Source organism: Spirochaetales bacterium (assembly GCA_016930085.1).
Lineage (GTDB): Bacteria > Spirochaetota > Spirochaetia > SZUA-6 > JAFGRV01 > JAFGHO01.
This window is the reverse complement of sequence record JAFGHO010000014.1, coordinates 50,507-74,551: the sequence shown is the minus strand read 5'-3', so window position 1 is coordinate 74,551 and position 24,045 is coordinate 50,507. Positions and strand designations below refer to the sequence as shown.

The following is a 24,045-nucleotide window of genomic DNA, read 5'->3' as shown; positions in this document are numbered from 1 at the left end:
ATGATGAGGTAAAGCAAGAAAAAATGAATGAAATCGAGAATCTTCTTGAAATAATACTATCATCGGGCTTCCAGGATGCCGGTTTTATCACGACACACCGTCTCGCGTCAATACTGAATAATACGCCCGTCCTTGACCGGGCATATCAACGGTATATTGTCTCCCGGCTACGTTCATGGTATGGTACGGATATATTTCTGCCTGAAAAACCCTCAATCTTCCTCGTCTGCGCCCTTTCCACATATCGTGACGAAGAGGATGATCCTCAGCCCGGGGATAAAAAAACCGTCTATGGTCTTGTCGCACCCTTTGCAAGAAGGAATTTTTACCGGGAATCCGTTGCACGGCTTAAAAAGATAGCCGTCACCGTGAGATCCTTATTCGGTATTAAACGCGACGAAACAAGGATTTTTTGTAATTCGGGATGTCCGGAAAAATTTCTTGCCTGGGCTTCCGGAATCGGGTTTTACGGCAAAAACAGCCTTATCATTTCAAAGGTATTGGGGTCTTCGTTCGTTATCTCGGGGATGATACTCCCATGGCCCGGTTCCCTTCCACTACCGCCCCCCCATCGTATACCGCCTGATTCCTCCTGCGGCGCCTGTCGGGCGTGCATCCGTTCATGCCCGGCAGGCGCGATCGGGGAAGGGGGCGGCATCGATGAGGCCAGATGTATCCAGGCACTCTCCACAAAACTCATCACGATGAGTGAACCGTTAAAAAAGGCATTCGGATTCATGATCTACGGCTGCAAAATCTGCCAGGACGCCTGTCCGTACAATCAACATCTCTCCTTCCAGACACAAACGGCCATGGGCGATGTGGGGCCCGCTATCCCGCTTCATGAACTCCTGCACCGCAGCCCGCACGAACTTAAGGATTATCTTAAAAAAACGGTGTTAGACTCATCGTGGATTCGGTGTGAAGCCCTTCAAAGAAACGCACTCATCGTTTCCGGAAACAGAAAACAACCCGTGATACTGGAGGCGATCAATCCCTTTCTCGAGAGTGTAAATCCCTTTCTCCGGGAGGCGGCCGAATGGGCGGTCAACCGCATAGGATAATCACCCCCCATACCTCTCCTCACAATTATCCTCCCCAAAAGAAGACATACGGGTCGGAACGATATGCCAGTCACTGCTGGTATCGCTATCGACACCGTTTTTATCCCTGCAGATCGAACGGGTTGTCGTGGAATCCGTGGGATCCACTCCATCTTCCGGCCGGATTGACTCCTCCCTTCCTTTCCATCCCTCATGGATCTGTAATTCCATGACCCACTCCATCACTTTTCTGGTGCCGAAACCAAGATAACGTTCATCCGAGGAGGAATTTCTCGAGGAATAAAGCACTCCATCGAGAATATCACCGCCGGGACTTGAATACAGGGTTATAACACCGTTGCTGTTCGCGATGCCGTCCCCGTCGCGGACCCAGAAATCGAATGCCGTTGCCGAGGCATCGAGTCCGCCGGACAATCCTTTATCACCGCTTTCATCGATTTCAGTTTCGAGACCCTCAGGTTTCATGTGAATGAGAATAAAGTCCCCCTTCCCGACCGAAAATGCGGGAAAGACGAGACGGTGCTCCCAGAACGACGGGGTCCCCTCGTAAAACACGATCCCGCCCATATTGCCTGCTTCAAGCACCTTGAGTTCGACAAGATCGGGATGTGTCTTGCTTCCTTCCGTGATGAACTCATTGATGATGAGATGCGGAAGTGACGGATTATAACCATAAAACCGGATAATGAGATGAACACTATTTCCATAATCATCCTCAAAGCGCGCATCGAGACAATATTCCTTTCCCGCCATCTGATCTTCTATGGTAAAAATGATATCCGTATTGACTGAACCTATCTCTTTCACGGAAAGCCCATGATCCAGGGAGACGCTTTCCGTATCGACATGAACGGGCTCATCAAAGACAAGCCGTACTTTATCCGGTTCATTGGTGATCAGTTCAAGAAAAAGGGGGGGGCATATATCGATATCTGCATCATCTCTCACATGTTGAAACGGACCGCACCCCAAACCGGATGTCACGATGATTACGAAAAAGATCCCGGAAATGAAACGGTACACGCGATACAAAAATACCGGCCATCCCGTTCCCTTTCTGTCCAAACAATTTTCTTGAATCATTTTTTTTCCTCCTTCTCTTGAATAAACTGACGATGTCCGCGGGGAATGCCATCCGCGATTGCCATTTTCGATTTATACTCCCCTGTTTTGAGTTTGTCAGTTTCTTACACCTGGCTGTTCCATATAATTCCTTATAATAAAAGAAACTGACAAACTCATTACAATCGGAAATACTGACAATTTAATTAATTGTCAGTATAAACATGGCTTTTCAGACTTCCCCCGGATTTCCGGGATAGATAATGTTTTCTCGTTATTAATAACTGAATAAAAGTGACTCCTGCTTTGAATTTTTTTTAAAAAAATTTTTTTTTAATGTTCAACGGACGATGTGTCAATGAGACCGCAGAAATTCGGAGTCCGATGAGCCGGACCACGATTTCAGCCGCCAATCGTATTGTTTCATTTTTTTATTTGGTATATACTGGTTTTGTCAATGCACCGTCTGCAGTGTACGAACACCGCAGACGGTGCACGAATGAAAGAATCATTCAGGATAATACAAAAAAACGGAATCGCGAAAGGAGAAACAAGGAGAAGACAATGTCAGGAGAAACGACCCTTTTCCAGAATTTCGGAATAACAGTGATGCCGGACGAAGTACTTTTTCGTGAAGGTGATGAAGGCGATAAAATGTATATCATTCAAAGCGGCAATGTCAAATTGAGTAAGATAATGCGGGGTAAGGAACAGGAACTGGCAATTCTCGGTAAAGGCGATTTTTTTGGAGAAATGGCGATCGTCACCAATGAAAAACGAACCGCGACAGCCGTGGTCATCACAAAAGCCGAGCTTCTGGCCTTCGACAGGCAGGGATTCCTCAGTATGATTAATAAAAACGGACGTATCGCTCTCAATATCATCGATAAATTATGCAGACGCCTGCAAAAACTCCATAGCCAGATGCACCATCTTGTCAGAAAAAACAGCCGGGGGCTTGTTGCCCTTCACCTTTTTTATGCGTTCAAGGGAGAGGGAAAACCGGATAATGGACTTCTCTACGAGCAGACAATATCGGACATATCGCTTAGTCTCGAACTTCCGCAAGAAACCGCCGTTTCCATTCTTCAGGAGTTGGAAGATGAGGGAATCATAAAAAGAAAGGAAAACATTCTCGTTCTCGCAAGCAGGATAAAACTTGAAAAAGTCACGGAAGATCTCATCAATCGGGAATGATCGGATCAAGAAGGATCTCGAACGCCTCTCTCTGAAACTCCTCATGCTGTTGGACCAGAAAACCGGAAGGGAAAAGAGAATTCTCAGGAAAACAATCTTTGAAATCAATAAACGTCTGAGTGAAAATCCGGGAAAAAAAACTGCAGAAAACCTTAAGTGAAAAGCCGGTGTTCGAAAAAAAAATGGGAAATTTGATAATCGAGAGGCAACGTACTATTATTTAATAGAGGAATAATGGTATCGCGGGGATAATACTATTGCCTTGAGTCTCCGATATTATTAAGGATAATGAAAACACTCATTGCTTCCATATTATTCTTTATATTCATCTCGAATCCGGGGATCTCCGGAATCGACCTTACCCTTGATTCCAAAGACATCTATATCGAAAAGCGGGACGACGGCGGTTATCATGTGTTTGTCAAAAAGAAGCCGGATATTAAAAGCGTCCTCCTTGTCGACACGACAAAAGATCCCACAAAAAAGGAGGACAACTACACCCTCAGAACCAAACAATATAATCCAATCAATGGAGACGAAAAACGGCTGCTTAACGGGAAATTTCTGATTCTCACCGACAAAACCTATTCGATCGTCGATTCAACCCCGGAGAAGAACGAACGCTTTGGTGAAGCGTTTCACCTTTTTATACCGATAAAAGTGATATACGGATACCCCTGGTCGCGTCACGGAGAACTCGTTATCCGTGACGGTACGTTTTTGAATTTACGGTGTTTTTCGAAACCATTCGCGGATTATACCGGCAGCTTCCTGGATAATCCTTTTACCATGAATATAACGACAAGAATGCGGGAACGCAGCCTTGAAAATTATCATCCGGAGACTGTCGACAGCTTTGCCAAAATAGCGGAAAAAGGGAGGGGGAACCATTATTTTGCGGACAATGACGAAGAACTTCTTCGCACGATCAGTGAAATTCTCGACAAGGAAAAGGGAGAGAGTCTTGACCTTGTTCTTGCCATCGACACGACAAAGAGCATGAAAGAGGAAATGCCCGGTCTTAAAAAAAATCTTCTTCCCACAATTCGAGAGCACACCAACCAGTTCAAGATATACAGAATCGGACTCGTCTTTTACAAAGATTATGAGGACGACTACCTTACAAAAACGTATCCGTTTGAAACAGATATGGGAAACATACAGAAAACGCTGGATGGTGTCGTTGTCCGCGGAGGAAGAGACGATCCGGAAGCCGTCTTCGAAGCGCTTTACGCCGCGACCGATTCATTCTCGTGGGAATCGGCAAGCCGCGTCATAATTCTCATCGGAGATGCGCCGCCCCATTCCAAACCGCGCGGGGATATCACCGAAGACATGATTTACGAGAACGCAATCCGATTATCGATTTCAATCAATACGATTATCATCCCCGACTAACATGTATCGATTGGCCGTATCGGCGACATTTCAGTATGTTGCATACACGGCCCGGTTATTATATCGTTATTGTTCGCAGGATAACCCGTTATTCGTCATTCTTGATGTTCTGGATCACTTTCTCAGCCAGAATCCTCGGCGCCTGGGGAAGCTGGGCCCCGTCTTCTTCTTCGTAACGCCGTAATAATTCATTGAAAAGATCCAGCGCTTTGTTGTCATTGCCCTTTTTGTGATAGAGAAAAGCTATTTCATATGTTGCCCAGAGGTTTCCCGTTATATCTTCCGGAAATCGTTCCTGAAAGACGCGGTAATAGGATAATGCTTTATCGTAATTCTGATTGTCTGTCTCTTCATATGCCAGCTGAAAAAGTTTTTCTCCCGTGACATCTTCCTCATGCGGATTTATCGTGCTTTGACACCCGATTCCGGCAGCGAGGACAATGAAAAATAGTATGGAAAGTGCTGTTTTTGTTTTCATAATCGTCTCAATAACTGTATACCTCGTCCTTGATAGGAAGGGTCTTTTTAAGATCTCTGAGAAATTCTTTGGGATCTCCCATGGGTTCATATACTTCACAACCTTCGACACTCCTCCTTGCAACGGTAAAATATTTATAGTACTTCTCCTCCCCCAGTTTTTTCCGCCATTTCCCCGCATCACAACGAACGCGAAGGTGGTATCGTTTCCCATTCTCCGCGGGCAGCTTGACAAGTTTACAGTGGAGACAATTGGCGCAAAATATCCTCTGATTTATTACGGTACTCAGGATTTCATCGGTTTCAACGGCTTCAACCATAGGTTCCCCCTCTATTCATTTGCAATTAACTATATATCCTCATTTCTGATATGTCAACCGTCAATGCATAAGCCAAATGGTACAAATACAATAGTAACGAAACCTTTGTATAGTATATATTATCCCCACTTAACATAACCGGGGAGATAGGGATGAACGAGAAGCGGATGCTTGGGTAAAACCCTCACGCAATACCCCTGCCTTCCCGTCCTCGCATTGATGATCTCGGTGCTGTAATCGGCCGTCTGGTCGGTCACCTTGATACATTGCATCTCTTTTTTTTGGGCATCCGTAATATATCCTTTTGATGACAACGGTCCATAGTAAAGCTGGACCGTAATCTCCTCCGGTGTAAATACATCCAGTTCAACACGCGATTTGACCAAAAGGCTGTCCCCGACGGTCATGTGGGAGTCATTATCCGACCATATTTCTTTGATATTCAATTTCTTCCAGTGCTGCCTGACTTTGTCGATATATCGCGTGAGTTCACGTGAATTTCTGTACTTTTCGGCTGAAAATCTCCCATGATTTTCGAGCGCCGGTATATAAAAATTCCTGGTGTAATCCTGAAGCATTCTGAGACTGTTGAACTGTTTGCCGATCCCCTTCATGCTTGCCTTCATCCGTTTGATCCATTCGCGGGGAAGATTGTCACGGCCCCTTGTATAGAAGAGGGGGATGATCTCCCTTTCCAGCAGATCGTACAGCGCCTTGCTCTCGATCTCGTCGTTCAGCGCATGATCGTCGTATTCTTCACCATTGCCGATCGCCCACCCGAATTCCGGTTCATATGCTTCGTCCCACCAGCCGTCGAGAACGGACACATTCAAAACACCGTTCATTGCCGCTTTCATTCCGCTTGTACCGCTCGCCTCGAGCGGCCGGCGGGGTGTATTGAGCCAGATATCGCTTCCCGAAATAAGATAGCGGGCAATCGACAATTCGTAGTCCTCCAAAAAGACGATCTTGTTTCTCACCCGTGAATCGCTTGAAAAATGAACGATATCCTTGATGAGTTCCTTTCCCGGAATATCATCCGGATGCGCCTTTCCGGCAAATATGATCTGGATGGGCCGTTCCGAATCCGAAAGTAGCCTCATAAGCCTTTCAGGATCCTTCATAAGCAGATTCGCCCGTTTATAGGTAGAAAAGCGGCGCGCGAAACTGATTGTCAGGTAGTAGGGGGAAAGCGCTTCGTATGCCTGCTCGATATCCGATTTTCGCCTTCCCTTCTCGAGAATCTGCTTGCGCAACCGTTCCCGAACGAATGCGACAAGCTCCTCCCGCCGCCGTTCATGGCTTCTCCACAACTCTTCATCCGAAATCCTCTCGATCCTGTTCCAGATATCGAAATAGGCCGGTTCGTCATAAAATCGAGGACCAAAATACTTTTCGACAAGATCGTTCATGACAGGGGAAAGCCATGTTTTTGGATGGATGCCATTGGTAATATGTATAATCGGTATTTCATCCTCCGGCAATCCATCCCAGATATTCTGCCACATCTTCCTCGAAATCCGCCCGTGAAGCCTGCTTACCCCGTTATTATACGCCGAGAGACGAAGGGCGAAAACGGTCAGACAAAACGGTTCGTTCGGATTATCCGGCCCTTCCCTGCCCATATCGATGAAACTCTGCCAGGAAATTCCCAGATCCTTGATATAGCCCTTGAAATATTTCTCCATAAGGTCAAGATTGAACCGTTCGTTTCCGGCCGGAACCGGCGTGTGGGTGGTAAATATATTAGTCGCCCAGACGAGTTGAAACGCCTCCTCGAAGGAAAGCCGGTGTTCCTTGATAAGTATCCTGAGTCTTTCGAGGACCAAAAATGCCGAATGACCTTCATTCATATGCGTGGCAACGACCTTGATCCCCAATGTCCGCAGTGCCCGTATCCCGCCGATACCCAAAAGGATTTCCTGTTTGATTCTCGTCTCACGCCCGCCGCCGTAGAGGGTCGAGGTAATCGCGCGGTTTTCAGACGTATTTTCCGGTATATTCGAATCGAGAAGAAAAATGGAGTTCCGGCCCACCTTGATCTCCCATAACTGGGCGACGACCGCGCTCCCTCCGATATCGACACTGACTTTCACGGGCGATCCGTCTTTACCGACACATTCCCGGACAGGCATCGCATACCAATCATACTCCGGATACACTTCCTGTTGAAATCCGTCGATATTGAGGAACTGCTTGAAATATCCCCTGCTGTAGAGAAGGCCGATGCCGACAAGGGGAATCCCCAAATCAGATGCGGATTTCATATGATCCCCGGCAAGAACCCCGAGCCCCCCCGAGTAAATAGGAAGGCTGATATCGAGACCGTATTCCATGGAAAAATAGGCGACCATCCGCTCCGCGGGTCCGTCATACCACCTCTCGCCTTCGAGATATTTCCTGTACTTCGCATACACCCTGTCAAAAGCAGTCACATATGAATCGTCCTGCGACATCTCCTCGAGCCGTTCCTGGGAGACGAGTCCGAGCATTTTCACGGGATTCTGCTCCGATTTTATCCAGGCTTCATAATCGAGCCGGATAAAAAGATTCACTGCATCGAAATTCCATGTTGTCCAGAGATTGTGTGCAAGCTCGTCAAGCGGCTTTAATCTGTCCGGTATTTTCGGTTGAACGGTAAATACTGCGATATTCATATTCTGCATTTCCCTCTCTTATCGCTTCAGGCAATATTGTTGGTTGATTAGTGTAAAAGATAGCGGATTCGCACAATAAAATCAATATTGATTTCGTATTTCCGCCTTTGCGGGGTTTAATTAATCATTTCTTTATATGTGACTCACCCAATCATAACAAAACGGGGAGAAAATGCCTCATTCATTCAACAATAATCAGGAGGTAAGTATGAAAAAAACAATGAGTGTGCTTCTACTACTTTTACTTTTTGTGACGGCCAATCTCTTTTCATCCGGCAAGAAAGAAATCGTCGAAAAGGATCAGGCCGTTACAGGGAACGCGAAATATGTTTTTCTTTTCATCGGTGACGGCATGGCCATGTCCCAGATCAATTCTTCAGAAATTTATACGTATGCCTCATCGTCCAGCGATATCGCTGTCGAGAAACTTTCCTTCACCACGTTCCCCGCGCAGGGATTAACCACCACCTACGACGCCGGAACCTTTATCACGGATTCCGCATCGGCCGCGACCGCGATAGCGACGGGAAACAAAACCCTTTCCGGTGTCGTGAACATGGATGTCACGAAAACGATAAAGTTCAAAACAATCGCCGAATACGCAAGGGACAATGGCAGAAAGGTGGGAATAATTTCATCGGTATCGCTCGATCACGCGACGCCGGCCTGTTTCTACGCAAAGGTTCCATCGAGGAAAAACTTGTACGACATCGCACTCCAGCTTACAGACAGCAACTTCGACTTTTTCGGCGGCGGCGGTTTCTGTCAACCGAAGGGGAAAGATAATGACCTGAGGGATATCATTGAAATACTGAAGGAAAAAGGGTATACCTATGTCAATGATCCCGCAACATTCAGGGCCCTCAAACCGGGCGCTTCCAAAATTGTCGCCGTGAACAAGGTTCTCCAGGATTCATGCGCAATGCCCTACGAAATCGACCGGGCGCCGGACGATCTTTCACTCGCTGATTATGCAAAGAAGGCGGTCGAACTGCTCGACAACCCCGGCGGTTTTTTTCTCATGGTAGAGGGAGGCAAAATCGACTGGGCCTGCCACGCCAATGATGCGGCGGCGGCGATAGGCGATACCATCGCATTCGATAAGGCGATCGGGGTAGCCCTCGATTTTTACGAAAATCATCCGGATGAAACCCTGATCGTCGTCACCGGCGATCATGAAACAGGCGGGATGAGTATCGGATTCGCGGGAACGCAGTATTCGACCTTTTTCGACAAAGTCGCGAAACAAAAAGGATCATACGTCAAATTCAACACTGAAATTCTCGATCCCTATAAAGCAGCTCATTCCATAGAGAACGCTCAATTGACGGACCTGCTTCCCCAGGTCGAATCCTTTTTCGGGATACATTTCAATGACCTTTCCGATGCGGAAAAGGAGCTTCTGGAACGTTCGTTCGCGAGAAGCATGAAGGGAGAAATAGAACGGGCGAAACAGGAAGACGTCTATCTCCTCTACGGCGGCTACGAACCCTTTACCGTCACCTTGACGCATATCGTCAACCAGCAGGCGGGTATCGGATGGACCACCTATTCTCATACCGGCGTTCCCGTTCCCACATTCGCCATGGGAAGCGGACAAAGCCTGTTCGACGGATATTATGACAATACCGACATCTATGCAAAAATAGTCAGGCTTATGGGTGTCAGCATCAGTATGAATTAATGTATTCCAATATGTGACAGGGGGGGCGGCCGCTGCAAGACTGCCCCCCATTTTTTTCAAAGGAGTACCGGTTATGATATCGATACATAAAAAAAAGCTGAAGGATATCGTTTTCGTCCTTCTTCTGGCATTGCTTTTAGTGATATTATTACTATGGCCCTCACCATATGAAAACAAACGCCTCATTGTTTCCTCCGAACGCGTGAAAAGCCTTGTTCTCGAAGCGGATAACACAAACGTGAAGTCTTTTGGGGTCGTCATGCAGGGCGATCAGGAACTGAAAATCAGGGTTTTAGAGGGACGGTATAAGGGCAAAGAGTTCGATGCAGGAAACACGATTATCGGGAAGCTAGAACTCGATAAATTATTCAGGTCCGGGGATATCGTGTTCACGGTACTCGACATCGATCCGGAAACCGGCGGGGTCCTGTACGCCAATGTGCTGGATTACTACAGGCTGGATGTGGAAATAATACTTATCGTTCTGTTTGCGCTGCTTTTAGTTCTTTTTGCCGGCTGGACGGGATTCAAGTCACTCGTTTCATTTATTTTCGCCGTCGTCATGATCTGGAAGGTGATGGTGCCGCTTATTCTTTCCGGGATTAATCCGATTTTTGTTTCACTCGGTATTACCATGATCCTGAGTGCCGTCATCATCTTTCTCGTCGGGGGGTTCACGCGCAAAGGAATCGTCGCATTCATTGGCGCCCTCTCGGGCGTCGTTATCACCTCACTCCTTGCAATCGTCTTTGGGCATCTTTTCAGGGTAAACGGCGCGGTCAAACCTTTTTCTGAAACCATTCTCCATTCGGGCTACACCTACCTCGATCTGAACCAGATACTTATCGCCGGGGTTTTTCTTGCCTCATCGGGCGCGGTAATGGATCTTGCCATGGATGTCGCGGCATCCATGCAGGAGGTATACGACAAGCATCCTTCCATCACCAGGCGGGAACATATACGTTCGGGCATCAATGTCAGCCGTGCGGTAATCGGCACCATGACAACGACACTCCTTCTGGCGTATTCCGGCGGTTATGTCTCACTCCTCATGGTGTTCATCGCGCAGGGGATCCCGCTGGTCAATATATTCAATATTTCATATGTTTCGACTGAAATTCTTCATACCCTCGTCGGGAGTTTCGGACTGGTACTCGTCGCGCCGCTGACATCGATTATCGGCGGTTTTCTCATTCCGGGAAAACGGATACCGGTAACCTGCCGGCCGGGAATACTGTTTGAATCCGGGAACATACCTTTAAATGAACCGGTCGAAGTGCTTTCGCAGTAAGCCGACCGCTTATGCCGGTCAACTTCCGTCCCCGACAACGAGCATGGTAATCGAATAACCCGGAAAGTGAGGGCGCTCATTCCATCCGCACCGGGATTCCGCGGGATGCGAGGTATTCCTTGATACCGCCTATCGTATAATCGCCGTAGTGTGTCATGGACGCGATGAGTGCCGCGTCCGCCTTTCCCGCCGTGAGGACGTCATAAAGATGTGCCGGCGTTCCGGCCCCCCCGGAAGCGACGACGGGAATATGAACGGTGCCGGATATCATCTTCGTCACCTCGAGTTCGTAACCGTCGCGAGTCCCGTCGGCGTCAATGGAATTGAGAACGATCTCGCCCGCTCCCCGGTCCTCCGCCTCTTTTACCCAGGCGAGCGCATCGAGATTCGTTCGGGTCCGCCCGCCATTGATATAGACACGGTATCCCGACGGGGCGGTATCGTCTTTTTTTGCGTCCATGCCGAGTACGATGCACTGGCTTCCGAACAGCGACGCGCCCTCGTCGATAATACCGGGCATCCTGACCGCCTGAGAATTGACGCTTACCTTTTCCGCGCCGGCAAGAAGCACCTCGCGTATATCGTCCACGGACCCGATACCCCCACCGACGGAAAAGGGAATGAATATCTTTTCAGCCACGCGCCGCACGACATCGATCATGATGGGTCTGTCTTCCGCGGAAGCGGTGATATCATAAAACACCAGTTCGTCAACCCCGTCACGGTAGTACTGTTCCGCCATGGCCACGGGATCACCGATATCGATATTCCCCTTGAAACGGATACCCTTTGTCGTCTTTCCGTCTTTGACGTCCAGACAGACGATGATTCGTTTCTGAAGCATATTACCCCGCCTTCCATTTCAGAAAATTACCGAGCAGCCTCAATCCCCGTTCACCCGATTTTTCCGGGTGAAACTGGACCGCCGCGCAATTGTCCCTGCAGATCGCCGATGCAAAAGTGACGCCATATTCCGTTTCCCCGATACAGTCGGCGGTACTTTCCGGGACCGGGTAATATGAGTGGACAAAATAGAAGGACGAACGCTCCGGGATTCCATCAAAAAGCGGGTGTCCGCTTGCATCCTTTACCTGATTCCATCCCATATGAGGAACTTTGAATCCCGGCCGTTCGGGAAACCGGACAACCGTCCCGCGGATAAGGTCAAGACATTCGACGTTTCCCTCTTCCGATCGGGAAAGGACGATCTGACAGCCGAGGCAGATCCCCAGCACCGGTTTCCCCGATGTATAGAACTCCCGTATCGCCTGGCCAAGGCCGGTCTCCTTCAGCACCCTCATGGCGGCTCCGGCATCCCCGACACCGGGAAAAACAAGATGTGAGGCGCTTCTGAAATCTTCCGGCTGTCCGGAAATAAAAAAATCCGATCCGATGTATCGGAAGGCGGTCTCGACACTGCGAAGGTTGCCCGCCCGGTAATCGACGATTCCCACCCTCGCGGCTGTTTTTGTTTTCAGTGACGTTGACATCGGACTATTATACAATGATGAAAGGATTTCTTCAATATAACCGGCGTGTTAGTACCTCGAGTATCCTCCCGCACTCTTCTTCCGTAAACGGCCCTGCTTTGAAAGTGACCAGGCCGCCTTCTACCGCCGTATCGATGCGCCCGACAAAACCGGCGACATGCGCATTTCTCATCAGCCATATGATGAAGGTCTTGAAAGTGGTAAAAAAAAGTTTCGCGCCGGGGCCTTCCAGGAGATTGAACGCACCGCACAGCCTGAACGCGGCATCCTCCGTCCCTATACCGCACCACACCTCCCGTATGGGCAGCTTTTTTGTGTTAACGGGAACCTCTTCAGGTATCGCGTTTTCACCGAAAGAGGGAAAAAGGACGAATCCCTCCGAAGTCTCGAGAACGTGTGTTATCTCCGGCATGAATGAAAGGGATTCGGGATGCCTTGTGCGGGAGATAAATGTTTCGATGTCGCCGTTTGTCAGCATGATCTGGTAGCCGCCGTGATGGGCGAGATTAAGTGTTTCTCTTTTATGTTCCCAGTATCGCGGCGGTCCCTCGATCCACCGCCACTCACCGCTCCATCCAAGCCCCAGTGAAATCGCCGGGGTCGAATACCTGCCTACAAGAAGAAGGTAAAAAACCGGGGGCCCGTTTTTTTTGAACGCAACCGATGCGAAAATCATTTCCGTTTTATCCAGAAGGGAGGCGGTATCCGGCATATCGAGATGTATCACGGCCAATATATTTTCGATAATCGGCCGCAACGCCCCCGCATCCCGGATACCGATGAGAAGGCTGCTTTCCCCGGGAAGCATGCCCAGCCAGACCGACGGGGGTTTTTGCGGCGGCGATGTTTCACACGAGTCAGTTATGACAAGAAAACCGATGAGACAGATAATGATTATCGGCAAACCGGAAAGAGATTTCACAGAATATCCGTTCAGGACCTCTCCTCGAGAATACGTTATTCGGCTTTTTCCAGAAAAATCCGGCATTTCTCCGTTCCGCATTCGACTTCCTGTGCGCCTGAGTGTTCCTCCCATTTCCAGGAATCGGCAAGGGTTTCCGAACAGAGGTGTTCCCAGAAACTTTCCACGGCGTCCCTGACCATTTCGGGGCCGTGGATGAAGAGATTGATACGGTCTGTCACGTTCAACCCGATTTCCTTTCTCCCGTTCTGTACCGAACGGACGATATCCCTCACGATTCCTTCCCGCACGAGTTCGTCCGTCATTTCAGGATCAAGGGCGATCGTTAACGAGCCCTCGTTGAGCACCTTGAGATTTTCCTTTTCGATTCTCATCACACTCACACCCTCCGCCGTCAGATCGAAAACCCTGTCCCCGAGATCGAGCGAGAGAACCGATCCTTCGAGCAGCGAATGGATTTCACTCATCCTGAGTGTCTCGATCTTTTCCGCTGCCTTTTTCATATCCTTACCGAGTTCTTTTCCGAGGACACGGTAATTCGCCTTGGCCCGGTATTCGACAAGCTCCTCCTCGTTTTCCCTGAATACGACGTTTTTCACATTCATCTCGTCCTTGATGATCTCTTCCATCTCGATGAGGGTACGTTTCTCATCTTTATTCCGTGTGACAAGGTGAATCGCCTTGAGCGGCTGTCTGTTGCGAAGCTGGTATTGAATCCGTAGCGCCCTGCCCATGGAAACGGCCTGTCTGGTGATTTTCATGCGGGCTTCGAGTTCCGTATCGCGTTTGCTGTTATCCGCTACGGGCCACTCGCAGAGATGAATGGAAAGCGGCGAGCCATCCGGTTTGAGGTTCTGGTACATTCCCTCTGTCGTAAAGGGGATAAACGGTGAGGCGACAAGGATAAGCTTCATCAGGGCCGTATGAAGGGCTTGATATGCCTGATTTTTTTCCAGATCGTTTTCCGATTTCCAGAAACGCCGTCTTGAACGCCGTATGTACCAGTTGTTGAGCAGATCGATGAATCCGACAATGGGATCGAACGCCTTCTGCAGATCGTAGGCATCGAGTTGTTCGGTGACCTCCTCCACCAGCCGTTCCGCCTCGGACAAAATCCACCGGTCAAGCGGATTCTCGGGATTTTCCGGCGGCTCGCTTATCCGGATCCTGTCGACGTTGGCATAGGTGACAAAGAAATAGTATGAGTTCCACAGGGGTATGATGACATTTTTCAGCACCTCCCTCACGCCGGTATCGGAATATTTCAAATCCTCCGCCTTTACCACCGCCGAATGCATCAGGAAAAGCCTGAGCGCATCCGCCCCAAAGGAGTTCACGACCTCGGCGGGATCGGTATAATTCCTCAGGGATTTTGACATCTTTTTCCCTTCCTCATCGAGGACAAGTCCATTGACAACGACGTTATTGAATGCGGGCTTGTTGAAAAGTGCGGCCGACAATACAGTGAGTGTATAAAACCAGCCCCTTGTCTGATCAAGCCCCTCCGCTATGAAATCCGCCGGAAAGTTCTGTTCGAAATGCTTCTTGTTTTCAAAAGGGTAATGATTCTGGGCATAGGGCATAGCCCCGGATTCGAACCAGCAGTCGAGGACTTCCGGAATACGGATCATCGCACTGCCGCAATCGCAAGAGTAGGTGATCCCATCGATAAAGTGCTTGTGCAGATCGTCCACCTTTTTCCCGGACTTCTCTTCGAGCTCAGCCCTGCTTCCGATGCATTCGGTCCGGCCGCAGCCCTCACATTTCCATATGGGAATGGGATTACCCCAGTAACGGTTTCGTGAAATCGCCCAGTCCCTGGCGCCTTCGAGCCATTTGCCGAACCTCCCGTCCCGGAGGTGGGCGGGAACCCAGGTTATTTCCCGGTTTGCCCGTATCATGGCTTCCTTGATTTTTTCAATATTGACAAACCACGATGAAATCGCGCGGTAGATAAGCGGAGAACTGCACCGCCAGCAGTGGGGGTACGGATGCATATATGTCCCGTGTTTTACTATTTTTTTCCGATCCTTGAGATCCTTGATAATCTGTTTATCGGCTGCCTTGACGAATATTCCTTTGTAGTCGGTCACCTCGTCCGTGAATTTGCCTTCACCGTCTACCGGACAGACAGTCGGAATTCCGGTCTCCCTGAGAATATTGTAATCGTCTTCACCAAAACCCGGGGCAATATGGACAATACCGGTTCCGTCTTCAGTCGAAACAAAATCGCCCAAAAAGGTCCGGAAGGCGCCGTTTTCTTCGAGGTTTCTGAAATAGGGAAAAAGCGGTTCATACCTTACGTCTTTTAAATCACGCCCTTTGTACTCTTTGACGATCTCGCATTCTTCGGGGTTTTTATAATAGGAGGGGAGCAGGTCGCGCGCGAGAATATAGTATTCGTCCGAGTCCTTTACCTTCACGTAGGTGATATCCGGTCCAAGGGCAAGGGCAAGATTGGATGGAAGCGTCCAAGGGGTGGTCGTCCAGGCGATGATGTAGGTGTCGGGTGAGTCCTTGAGTCTGAAACGGACCGTGATCGCGGGGTCCTGGACGTCCTTGTAACCGCCCAGATTAAGTTCAAAATTCGAGAGTGCGGTCGAACAGCGCGGACAATATGGAAGAATATAGAATCCCTCGAAAATGAGTTCCCTGTCCCACAGTGACTTCACCACCCACCAGATCGATTCCATATAATCGGGGTCCATTGTCTTGTAATCATTATCAAAATCAACCCATCTGCCCAGGCGAGTAATAATGGAGCGCCATTCACCGGTATATCGGAGGACGATCGATCTGCATGCCTCGTTGAACTTCGCGATACCGTAATCTTCGATCTCCTTCTTTCCGGAAATCTTGAGTTCCTTTTCCATTTCGTATTCCACGGGGAGTCCGTGGCAGTCCCATCCGAACCTCCTCTGTACCTTTTTCCCTTTCATGGTCTGGTAACGCGGAATCACATCCTTGATCGTTCCCGGAACAAAATGACCGAAGTGGGGAAGCCCGGTCGCAAAAGGCGGGCCGTCATAAAAACTGTACTCCTCACAGCCCTCCCGCTGTTCGATCGATTTCCTGAAAATATCGTTTTTTTCCCAGAATGAAAGAATTTCTTCTTCCATTTCCGGAAAGTTTACTTTTTGACTTACCTCTTTGTACAATGGTTCCTCCTGGTGTATAAAATATAATAGCGACGGCTACAACCCTGTTGTTTGGATGTCAGGTTATAGTAATGGTAATTTTTCAATAATGTCAAGGCTGCAACGGTCGGTGCGACAATTGTCGTAAAAACATTATTCGACGGTTTCGGTTCCGGCTATCGCCGCCTCGAGGAGTTCCCCGATTTCAAGATCATCGAAAGCGTCGCACATGTGTCCGAAATCCGGCCGGATCAGTGGGTGCGGGGGAGCGAAGAGGGTGCAGCAATCCGGATAGGGAAGAATCGATATCTCGTATGTTCCGATCCTGCGGGCGACATTGATGATCTCTTCCTTGTCATACCCGATGAGCGGACGAAAAACGGGAAGAACCGTTTTGCTTCCCGTAAAACGAATACTCTCCGGGGTCTGACTGGCGACCTGGCTCAGGCTTTCTCCCGTAACAAGGCAGAGTGAGGCGTCCCTTCGTGCGATCGTATCCGCGATACGCATCATACTCGCCCTGCTCAGCAGGGTGATTTCATCACGAGAAGCCTTTTCCCTGATTCGAAGCTGTACTTCCGTAAACGGTACAACAAAGAGTTTCATATTCGGTATATATGTTTTTACAACGCCGATAAGGCTGCGGATCTTTTCAAGCACTTCCTGTGAGGTGAACGGCGGCGTATGAAAATAAACCGCATCCAGAAAAAGGCCCCGTTTTGCCATGAGGTACCCGGCGACGGGAGAATCGATACCGCCGGACAAAAGAAGAAGTCCCTTTCCGGCGCATGAAACGGGAAGGCCGCACAAACCCGGCACCTCTTCCCCGTAGACGTACGCACGCTCGCGAACTTCCACATTGATGGTCCAGTCGGGTTTATCCAGATTGACGGAGAGGCCGGGAAAGGTTTTACGTAAAACATCTCCAAGCCGGCATGCGATCTCGTATGACGATGAAGGAAAGGATTTATCCGTCCGTCTCACTTCACATTTAAATCTATTCCCCTTTCCGGATTCGACGAGCCTGCCGGCGACCTTGCATGCCGCTTCCTCGATGGATTCAATCTTCTTTTCCACCATGATTGCCCGTGAAAACGCCCTGATGCCGAATGTACGGGAGAGCACGACGGCCGCCCTCTCCTCCGCCCCCTCTTCCACTCTCAGATAAAACCGTCCCGGCCGGAGGGTGAAATCCGTCTTGATTCCGGTCAGCTGTTGCCTGATATTGCCGCGTAATCTTTTAGTAAACTGTGCCTTGTTTTTCCCTTTTATCGAAAGTTCTCCATATTTTACTAGAAAGAGGGATCTTTCATACATCTTTTTTTCTCTTTTCCATTATTATTTCAGCGATTGTACGAGTTGTCTGAGTACCCGTGAGAATGCGATACAATCTTCCATTTTCGTTTCCCAGCCGATCGATATCCGGATACTCGACGATGCGATATCCTCGCCGATACCCATATGACGGAGCACCCGGTGTGATTTTTCTTTCTGCCTGGAAGAACAGGCGGAACCTGTAGAAACAAGAAATCCCTTCCCGTCGCACATCCTTACCGCCACTTCACCGGGTATCGGCGGAAAAGCGACCTTGAGTATGTACGGTGAACAACTCGCCCGGTTCATATGCGGCCGCCCGTCCGGTATAAAAACAATTCCCGGAATCGATGAGAGGTCTTTCATCAGTCTTTCCATTATAGCGGTTGCGTTTTCATACCGTTCCTCCAAAAGCCCGGCGCCCTTTTCCGCGACAAGTCCGAATCCGTAACACCCGGCAATATCCTCGGTTCCCGGCCGCCGTTTCTCCTCCTGTTCACCCCCCGTATAAAGAAAATCGGGGATAATTCCCTTCCGTATGAAGAGCGCTCCGGAGCCTTTTGGTCCGCCCAGCTTATGGGCGCTGATCGCGGCGGTATCCACGTCCCATTCAACCGGCCTGAAGGGGAGTTTTCCGAACCCCTGTACCGCATCGACATGAAAAATAATCCGCCGCCCCGACTTCAACCGGTATTCCCGTATCAGGCGCCCCGTTTCTTCCACCCGCTGAACGACCCCTGTTTCGTTGTTGACGAACATAAGGGAAACGAGCACGGTCTTTTCATCCAGCGCCTCGGCGATACGTCCGGGCTCGACCCTTCCGTCTTTCGCGGCGCGGATAACCGAGACCCTGAATCCCATTAACTCGAGTCGTTTGACGGGGTTGTAAACGGACGGGTGCTCGATTCCGCTTGTGACAATATGCATTTTCCGTTTTACCTCGATCTTCGGATTCCGCTGTGCCGGACGGCCGAGTAACGAGAAAAGGATCATATTATTGGATTCGGTACCGCCGGAGGTAAAGACGACCTCTGAAGAATCGCACCCCAGGGCACCCGCTACCCTTTTCCTCGAGGTTGAAAGAAGCTCCCGTGCCTTTTTCCCCGCAGAGTGCGGCGATGAAGGATTGCCGAAACACGCTTCTTCCTCACCGCATCGTTTCCTCAATACATCGAGATCAGGTAAGGCTGTCGCAGCCCAATCCAGGTAAACCATACGCTTTCGGTATGCCTTTAATAGAATACATCGATCAAATCATAAATACTCAAGACGAGTGCAAGTGATGCGGCGGCAAAGCCTATAACGACCGTGATCTGGTCGAGTGTGTATTTCGTATATTCCCAGGCGGTTTGATCGACATAAATAAGATAACCGGGTTCGACCTCGCTTTCCAGCGTAAGCGGGGCTTTTTTCCCCTTCGTGTCGAGGAGGAAAATACGATTTGCATCCCCTTCTTCCGGGATGATTCCCCCCGCCATCATGATATAATCGGAAACAATCGAGTCGGTGACATAAGGAAATGCGCCGGGGGTGTTCACTTTTCCCGCGACCACGACTTTTGTCGCGACCATCGGTACATACACATGATCTCGGGGTTCGAGGAGTATGTCGAGGTTGTCGCTCCGGGATTCCCACAGCCTTCTCACATCGACCGGTATTTTTTCTCCTGTCCGCTTTCGTATCACGAGGCTTTTCTCCGCGTCGGCAAGGGGCGTCGGACCACCGAACTCCTCGAGAACTTCAAGGAGAGTCATCTCCGGTATATAGGGAACATTGATGACGATAGGTTTTGGTGTAATCGGCTGCGGTTCCGTTCCGGACGTCGGTCTGCCGTAAAGGGCCCCTTCGACCAGAATCATATCGGAGTTTTCATGAAACGAGGCAACCTTCATCTGATCGCCGTTTTGAACGGCAACGGTTTCAGCCGCTTCATAGGTGAGATCGATCATGGTAAAAGACCTGCTTTCCGTCATCCGGACGACCTTTATATGCTTCCTGTCCGCATCCGGCCGTAATCCGCCGGCAATACGGATGAGATCGGCCATTGTTTCACCCGGTACGAGTTCGTAAGTGTCCGGGTACAGGACATTCCCGTCGATTTTGGCCATGATTTCCGCATGGGGGATATAAATCCTGTCTCCCGGTTCAAGAAGCATATTCTGTGAAAGGTCCCCCTCCCCGATATATTTCCCGAGATCACAGACAAAGGTCTCCCCGCCCCTCTCCAATGCAATCTGGCGGTAACTTCCGCCTTTCTTGAAGCCCTTTGCCAGAACGATCGCCTCCCAGAGGGTGTTGACCGGCGTGACCGTGGCGATCCCCGGATTCTCCACCCCGCCGTAAATGAAAATATCGAATAACGCAGGCGCGACGAGAACGAAATCGACGAAGTCGACAACCATTTTTGCCTTGATTCGTTTGATTATCAGCTGTCTGAGTTCGGAAAAATACATCCCCCTGACATCGACCGTTCCGAGAAAAGGTATTTCAAGAAGATAATTTTCATCGAGTATAAGTGGCTGCGTTATCGTTTCCCTGACCTGAACGATAATCTTGTACGAATCCCCCGGGGTCAGTTTATATTTTGTCGTTCCCAGTATTTTCTGTGCGATTACTTTCTCGCTGTCGATTTTTGTGGTGAGTATCGGCTGATTTCCGAATGCAGGCATTCTCACATACTCCTCAGATATGCCCGAATAACAGATCATAAAGAAGCACATGATGCTGAACAGGTATTGTTTCATGGCCGTATAGTAACAGCTATCATCTCATCAGGTCAAGGGGAGGTGTCCGGGTTTGCGTCCAGGTGAAATTTCTCGGGCGACATACACGCGTCCTTTTTTCTTGAGTTATCATTCATATTCACCGATTTTTATAGAGTGGGAGAATAATCAATGCGACTAAACAGGGATGTTTTTGACCGTCATGTGAAACAGTTTAAAACAGGTACCGTCATTTTTCAGGAGGGTGACCGCGGCGAGGAACTCTATATTATTATAGAAGGCGAGGTCGAAATAAGAAAATCGACCTACACCTCCTCATCAAAAACACTCATAAGTCTGGGCAGGGGCGATATGTTCGGTGAAATGGCGATTATCGAAAAAAAAGCGCGATCGGCAACGGCCGTCGCGACAAAGCCGACCAAGCTCCTCATCATGAACGAGAATCTTTTCGAGAAAGTGATTGAAAAAAACTCTGATTTTGCTAAAAAAATGATACGGATTCTCTCGGAACGGCTCAGACGGGCGAATACGATTCTCCAGAAGATGATTGTCACCACAAGGGACAATCAGATTATCGGAGGTCTTATCCAGTTCGCGCACGATTACGGGACCCCCACCTTCAACGGGTTCCGGATCAATATCGACAAGTTCGTCAATTGGGCGTGCGACCGTCTCGGGATCCGTTCGGATGATATTCTCCAGACAATCCAGGACCTTCTTCGAAGGGGGATCGTCACCAATTCGGCGCTGGGTGACAGGGAGATCATTTTAAAAGAAAAAAAACGGTGAGGCGCGGTGTTTCCGTATTCCGGCCGGCGTCAACCCGTTATTCGAGCAATCCCGCGAGGCGCCGGTATAGCTTGTTCACTGTTTGACGGTCGGGACCCTGGAGAACCTCGTCGGGTTCGTCCGCGAGGGTTTCAAGGCTCGCGAGGCTTTCCGTGAGTGCCGAATAAAAGGTCTTTTTACAGATAAAACGGTAATTGCCTTCGCCGTCCGTTCGAAGCGAAAGAAATCCGAGACGTTTCGATTTTTTCCTCTGTTTGCATAGCATGAGAATCAAGCGAAGGTTTTGCAAAAGGCGGGCGGGGTTTTCACGAAAACGGAAGATATTTCGGGGCCATTTTCTGATGATTTCCTTTTCCGGATTGATTTTCGCGGCCAGATTAAGCAAGGTATCGAGCCTTGTTCCCGAAAGAATCTCATATTGTTCATAAATTATTTTTCCACGCAATCCTTTGAACGAAGGCATCATGGCATCCGTCAAGGCCGGCAACATCGCCTTTACCTTGTTCCAGGGGAGGACGACCGTCTTCTTCTTTCCTTTTACCGTTTCAATCCTGAACACTTCCCCGCCGATTTTGATATTATTCGTATAATCCCTCTCACCCCTTCGCTTTCTTTTCACACCCCCTTCCACACCAAGGAGGGATGTTAGCAGGGGAGAAATATCGGGAATCCATTCGGGCAGAATCTCGGAAACCGAGCGGGCGTATGTGCGGGTCGTCTTGACGATTTCACCAGCCACGATGAACCGGGGGTTTTTTCGAAACATCACCGAACCGGGATGAATAAATATTTTCTCTGCGGTCAGGCTTGCGTATAGCTCCTTTCCCCGTTTTATGCACACAAACTGAATAAGCCCCCTGGCGATAGCGGATATATAGTCCTTGACGCCGCCGCCCGACCGAATGGGAATTTTATTTTCCGCCACAATATCTTCGAGTTGTGTTTTGATATTGAGAATTTCAAGCATCGTCTTGTAATCAAGGAAATATTGTTCACAGAATTTCTCTTTCCTGTTCGTCCGTAAAAAGCTTTTATAAAGTTTGAGATAGGAGAGAAAATCCCCATTCTTGTCCCTGAATGAATGATGTGCCTTTCTCGCTTCGATTTCAAGTCCCTGCGGGAGAAGAAAGGGGGAATTGGTGGTCAGGAAAGCCGTTGCGATCAGGACCTCTTCGATGACGACCGGATACCGCATAATCGCCTCGACAATAATGCGTGAATGCCGCGGCAGGAGGGGGAATATCGCCATCATTTTTCCGATTTCAGTGAGTTCCATATTGTCGTCGAGTCCGTCGAGCATGGTAAGGGTTTCCACGGCACTATGAATGCCTTCCTTTTGCGGTTGCGAGATAAAATCAAAGCCTTCAAAATCATGAATACCGATTTCAGCCATTCGCAATACCACCTCGGACAGATCGGTGCGGAATATCTCTTCGAGGGTAAACATGGATCTCGATTCGTAATCGGTATGGTTATAAAGACGGAAACAGACGCCGGGATTCGTGCGTCCGGCCCTTCCCTTTCGCTGGTTACAAGCGGCCTTTGAGATGGGGACCTCGACAAGGGAGGAAGTGAATGTCCTGGGATTGTAGAAGTTCATTTTTGCGAGTCCGCTGTCAATCACATAAATAATGCCGTCGATGGTCACCGATGTTTCGGCAATATTGGTGGCAACGATGACCTTTCGTTTTCCCGGATACTGATTGAACACCTTTTCCTGTTCTTCGCTCGAGAGGCGGGAGTAAAGGGGCAGAATTTCAAGTTTGTCCGCGAAGGGAAGTCCGTAAAGCATGGTAATACATTGCTTTATCCCCTTTTCACCGGAAAGAAAAACAAGGACGTCACCTTCTTCCGATTCTTTATCGATTCTGAACATGATATCGGTTATATTCTGCAGCATCATATCGAAATTATGCTCGACCTTTGCGACCTGATAGACGATTTTGACGGGATAGATGATACTCTCGATATTGACCACGGGACAACTGTCGAAATATTCGGAAAACACCTGGGCATTGATCGTTGCGGAGGAGATAATGACCTTGAAATTCGGTCTGCTTTGCAGTATCCGTTTCAAGAGTCCGATGATAAAATCGATATTCAGGCTCCGTTCATGGGCTTCATCGACGATGATGACGCTGTATTTTGAAAGCATATAATCCGCTTTTATTTCCTGGAGGAGAATACCGTCAGTCATGATCTTTATTTTTGTCCGGGCGTCGGTTGCATCTTCAAACCGCATTTTGTATCCGACGGTGTCCGGGATGGTTTTTCCCATCTGTTTCGCGATAAATTGTGCAACGGAAACGGCCGCGATACGCCGCGGCTGCGTTATACCGATGATGCCTGACTTCGCATACCGGGCTTCATAGAGAATCTGCGGTATCTGGGTTGTTTTACCCGAACCGGTGGGACTTTCCACAACGATGACCTGATTCGAGGCGAGCCGTTTGAGAATTTTTGATCGCTGTTTGTAAACAGGAAGTTTTTTAGAATTCATGCTTTTTATTATTAGTTCGC

19 protein-coding genes are annotated in these 24,045 nt (G+C 49.0%); 7 read left to right on the top strand and 12 right to left on the bottom strand.

Annotation, left to right across the window (positions count from 1 at the left end; genetic code table 11):
- Positions 1 to 23: 23 nt before the first annotated feature.
- Positions 24 to 1,064 carry a hypothetical protein gene (locus JW881_02175; protein ID MBN1696296.1) on the top strand — a complete coding sequence of 347 codons (1,041 nt, stop codon included), beginning with the start codon at positions 24 to 26 and terminating at the stop codon, positions 1,062 to 1,064.
- On the opposite strand, the gene JW881_02170 is transcribed toward JW881_02175, so the two are convergent.
- On the bottom strand, positions 1,065 to 2,147 hold the full coding sequence (locus JW881_02170) for a hypothetical protein (protein ID MBN1696295.1): 1,083 nt from the start codon (positions 2,145 to 2,147) through the stop codon (positions 1,065 to 1,067).
- Positions 2,148 to 2,690: 543 nt separating this feature from the next.
- Between JW881_02170 and JW881_02165 the strand changes: the two genes are divergently transcribed.
- The 3 genes from JW881_02165 to JW881_02155 all read left to right on the top strand — a co-directional run bounded on the left by JW881_02165 (position 2,691) and on the right by JW881_02155 (position 4,721).
- Complete coding sequence (locus tag JW881_02165) at positions 2,691 to 3,323, top strand: Crp/Fnr family transcriptional regulator (protein ID MBN1696294.1); 633 nt, start codon at positions 2,691 to 2,693, stop codon at positions 3,321 to 3,323.
- Entirely contained in the window at positions 3,286 to 3,483 is a 198-nt protein-coding gene (locus tag JW881_02160; GenBank protein ID MBN1696293.1) for a hypothetical protein, read from the top strand. The genes JW881_02165 and JW881_02160 overlap by 38 nt, the downstream gene beginning before the upstream one ends.
- 128 nt (positions 3,484 to 3,611) lie before the next feature.
- Positions 3,612 to 4,721, top strand: coding sequence for a VWA domain-containing protein (locus tag JW881_02155; protein MBN1696292.1), 1,110 nt, complete (start codon positions 3,612 to 3,614; stop codon positions 4,719 to 4,721).
- Positions 4,722 to 4,809: 88 nt separating this feature from the next.
- Here the strand turns inward: JW881_02155 and JW881_02150 are convergent, their stop codons facing one another.
- The 3 genes from JW881_02150 to glgP all read right to left on the bottom strand — a co-directional run bounded on the left by JW881_02150 (position 4,810) and on the right by glgP (position 8,175).
- Positions 4,810 to 5,199, bottom strand: a complete 390-nt coding sequence (locus tag JW881_02150; protein MBN1696291.1) for a tetratricopeptide repeat protein — start codon at positions 5,197 to 5,199, stop codon at positions 4,810 to 4,812.
- Positions 5,200 to 5,206: 7 nt separating this feature from the next.
- Entirely contained in the window at positions 5,207 to 5,518 is a 312-nt protein-coding gene (locus tag JW881_02145; protein MBN1696290.1) for a hypothetical protein, read from the bottom strand.
- A gap of 119 nt (positions 5,519 to 5,637) precedes the next feature.
- Entirely contained in the window at positions 5,638 to 8,175 is a 2,538-nt protein-coding gene (gene glgP / locus JW881_02140) for an alpha-glucan family phosphorylase (GenBank protein ID MBN1696289.1), read from the bottom strand.
- Positions 8,176 to 8,383: 208 nt separating this feature from the next.
- Here glgP and JW881_02135 point away from each other — a divergent pair, with 208 nt between their 5' ends.
- Both JW881_02135 and JW881_02130 read left to right on the top strand, forming a co-directional pair.
- Positions 8,384 to 9,859: an alkaline phosphatase gene (locus JW881_02135; GenBank protein ID MBN1696288.1), complete on the top strand. Its 1,476-nt coding sequence runs from the start codon at positions 8,384 to 8,386 to the stop codon at positions 9,857 to 9,859.
- 73 nt (positions 9,860 to 9,932) lie between these two features.
- Positions 9,933 to 11,150: a YibE/F family protein gene (locus JW881_02130; protein MBN1696287.1), complete on the top strand. Its 1,218-nt coding sequence runs from the start codon at positions 9,933 to 9,935 to the stop codon at positions 11,148 to 11,150.
- A 76-nt stretch (positions 11,151 to 11,226) separates the two neighbouring features.
- On the opposite strand, the gene hisF is transcribed toward JW881_02130, so the two are convergent.
- From hisF to JW881_02095, 7 genes are all read right to left on the bottom strand, one after another.
- Positions 11,227 to 11,994: an imidazole glycerol phosphate synthase subunit HisF gene (gene hisF / locus JW881_02125; GenBank protein MBN1696286.1), complete on the bottom strand. Its 768-nt coding sequence runs from the start codon at positions 11,992 to 11,994 to the stop codon at positions 11,227 to 11,229.
- Between the two features lies 1 nt (position 11,995).
- Entirely contained in the window at positions 11,996 to 12,640 is a 645-nt protein-coding gene (gene hisH, locus JW881_02120; protein MBN1696285.1) for an imidazole glycerol phosphate synthase subunit HisH, read from the bottom strand.
- A gap of 31 nt (positions 12,641 to 12,671) precedes the next feature.
- Positions 12,672 to 13,562: a hypothetical protein gene (locus tag JW881_02115; protein ID MBN1696284.1), complete on the bottom strand. Its 891-nt coding sequence runs from the start codon at positions 13,560 to 13,562 to the stop codon at positions 12,672 to 12,674.
- 35 nt (positions 13,563 to 13,597) lie between these two features.
- Positions 13,598 to 16,720: an isoleucine--tRNA ligase gene (locus JW881_02110; protein MBN1696283.1), complete on the bottom strand. Its 3,123-nt coding sequence runs from the start codon at positions 16,718 to 16,720 to the stop codon at positions 13,598 to 13,600.
- Positions 16,721 to 16,852: 132 nt separating this feature from the next.
- The gene (thiI, locus tag JW881_02105; protein MBN1696282.1) at positions 16,853 to 18,016 is read right to left on the bottom strand and encodes a tRNA 4-thiouridine(8) synthase ThiI; all 1,164 of its coding nucleotides are present in this window, start codon (positions 18,014 to 18,016) and stop codon (positions 16,853 to 16,855) included.
- A 21-nt stretch (positions 18,017 to 18,037) separates the two neighbouring features.
- Positions 18,038 to 19,228, bottom strand: coding sequence for a cysteine desulfurase (locus JW881_02100; protein ID MBN1696281.1), 1,191 nt, complete (start codon positions 19,226 to 19,228; stop codon positions 18,038 to 18,040).
- 17 nt (positions 19,229 to 19,245) lie between these two features.
- Complete coding sequence (locus tag JW881_02095; GenBank protein MBN1696280.1) at positions 19,246 to 20,682, bottom strand: SLBB domain-containing protein; 1,437 nt, start codon at positions 20,680 to 20,682, stop codon at positions 19,246 to 19,248.
- 225 nt (positions 20,683 to 20,907) lie between these two features.
- Here JW881_02095 and JW881_02090 point away from each other — a divergent pair, with 225 nt between their 5' ends.
- A complete protein-coding gene (locus tag JW881_02090) occupies positions 20,908 to 21,525 on the top strand; it encodes a Crp/Fnr family transcriptional regulator (protein ID MBN1696279.1) in 618 nt (205 codons plus the stop codon).
- A gap of 37 nt (positions 21,526 to 21,562) precedes the next feature.
- Here the strand turns inward: JW881_02090 and JW881_02085 are convergent, their stop codons facing one another.
- Positions 21,563 to 24,025: an ATP-dependent RNA helicase gene (locus JW881_02085; protein MBN1696278.1), complete on the bottom strand. Its 2,463-nt coding sequence runs from the start codon at positions 24,023 to 24,025 to the stop codon at positions 21,563 to 21,565.
- Positions 24,026 to 24,045: the final 20 nt, after the last annotated feature.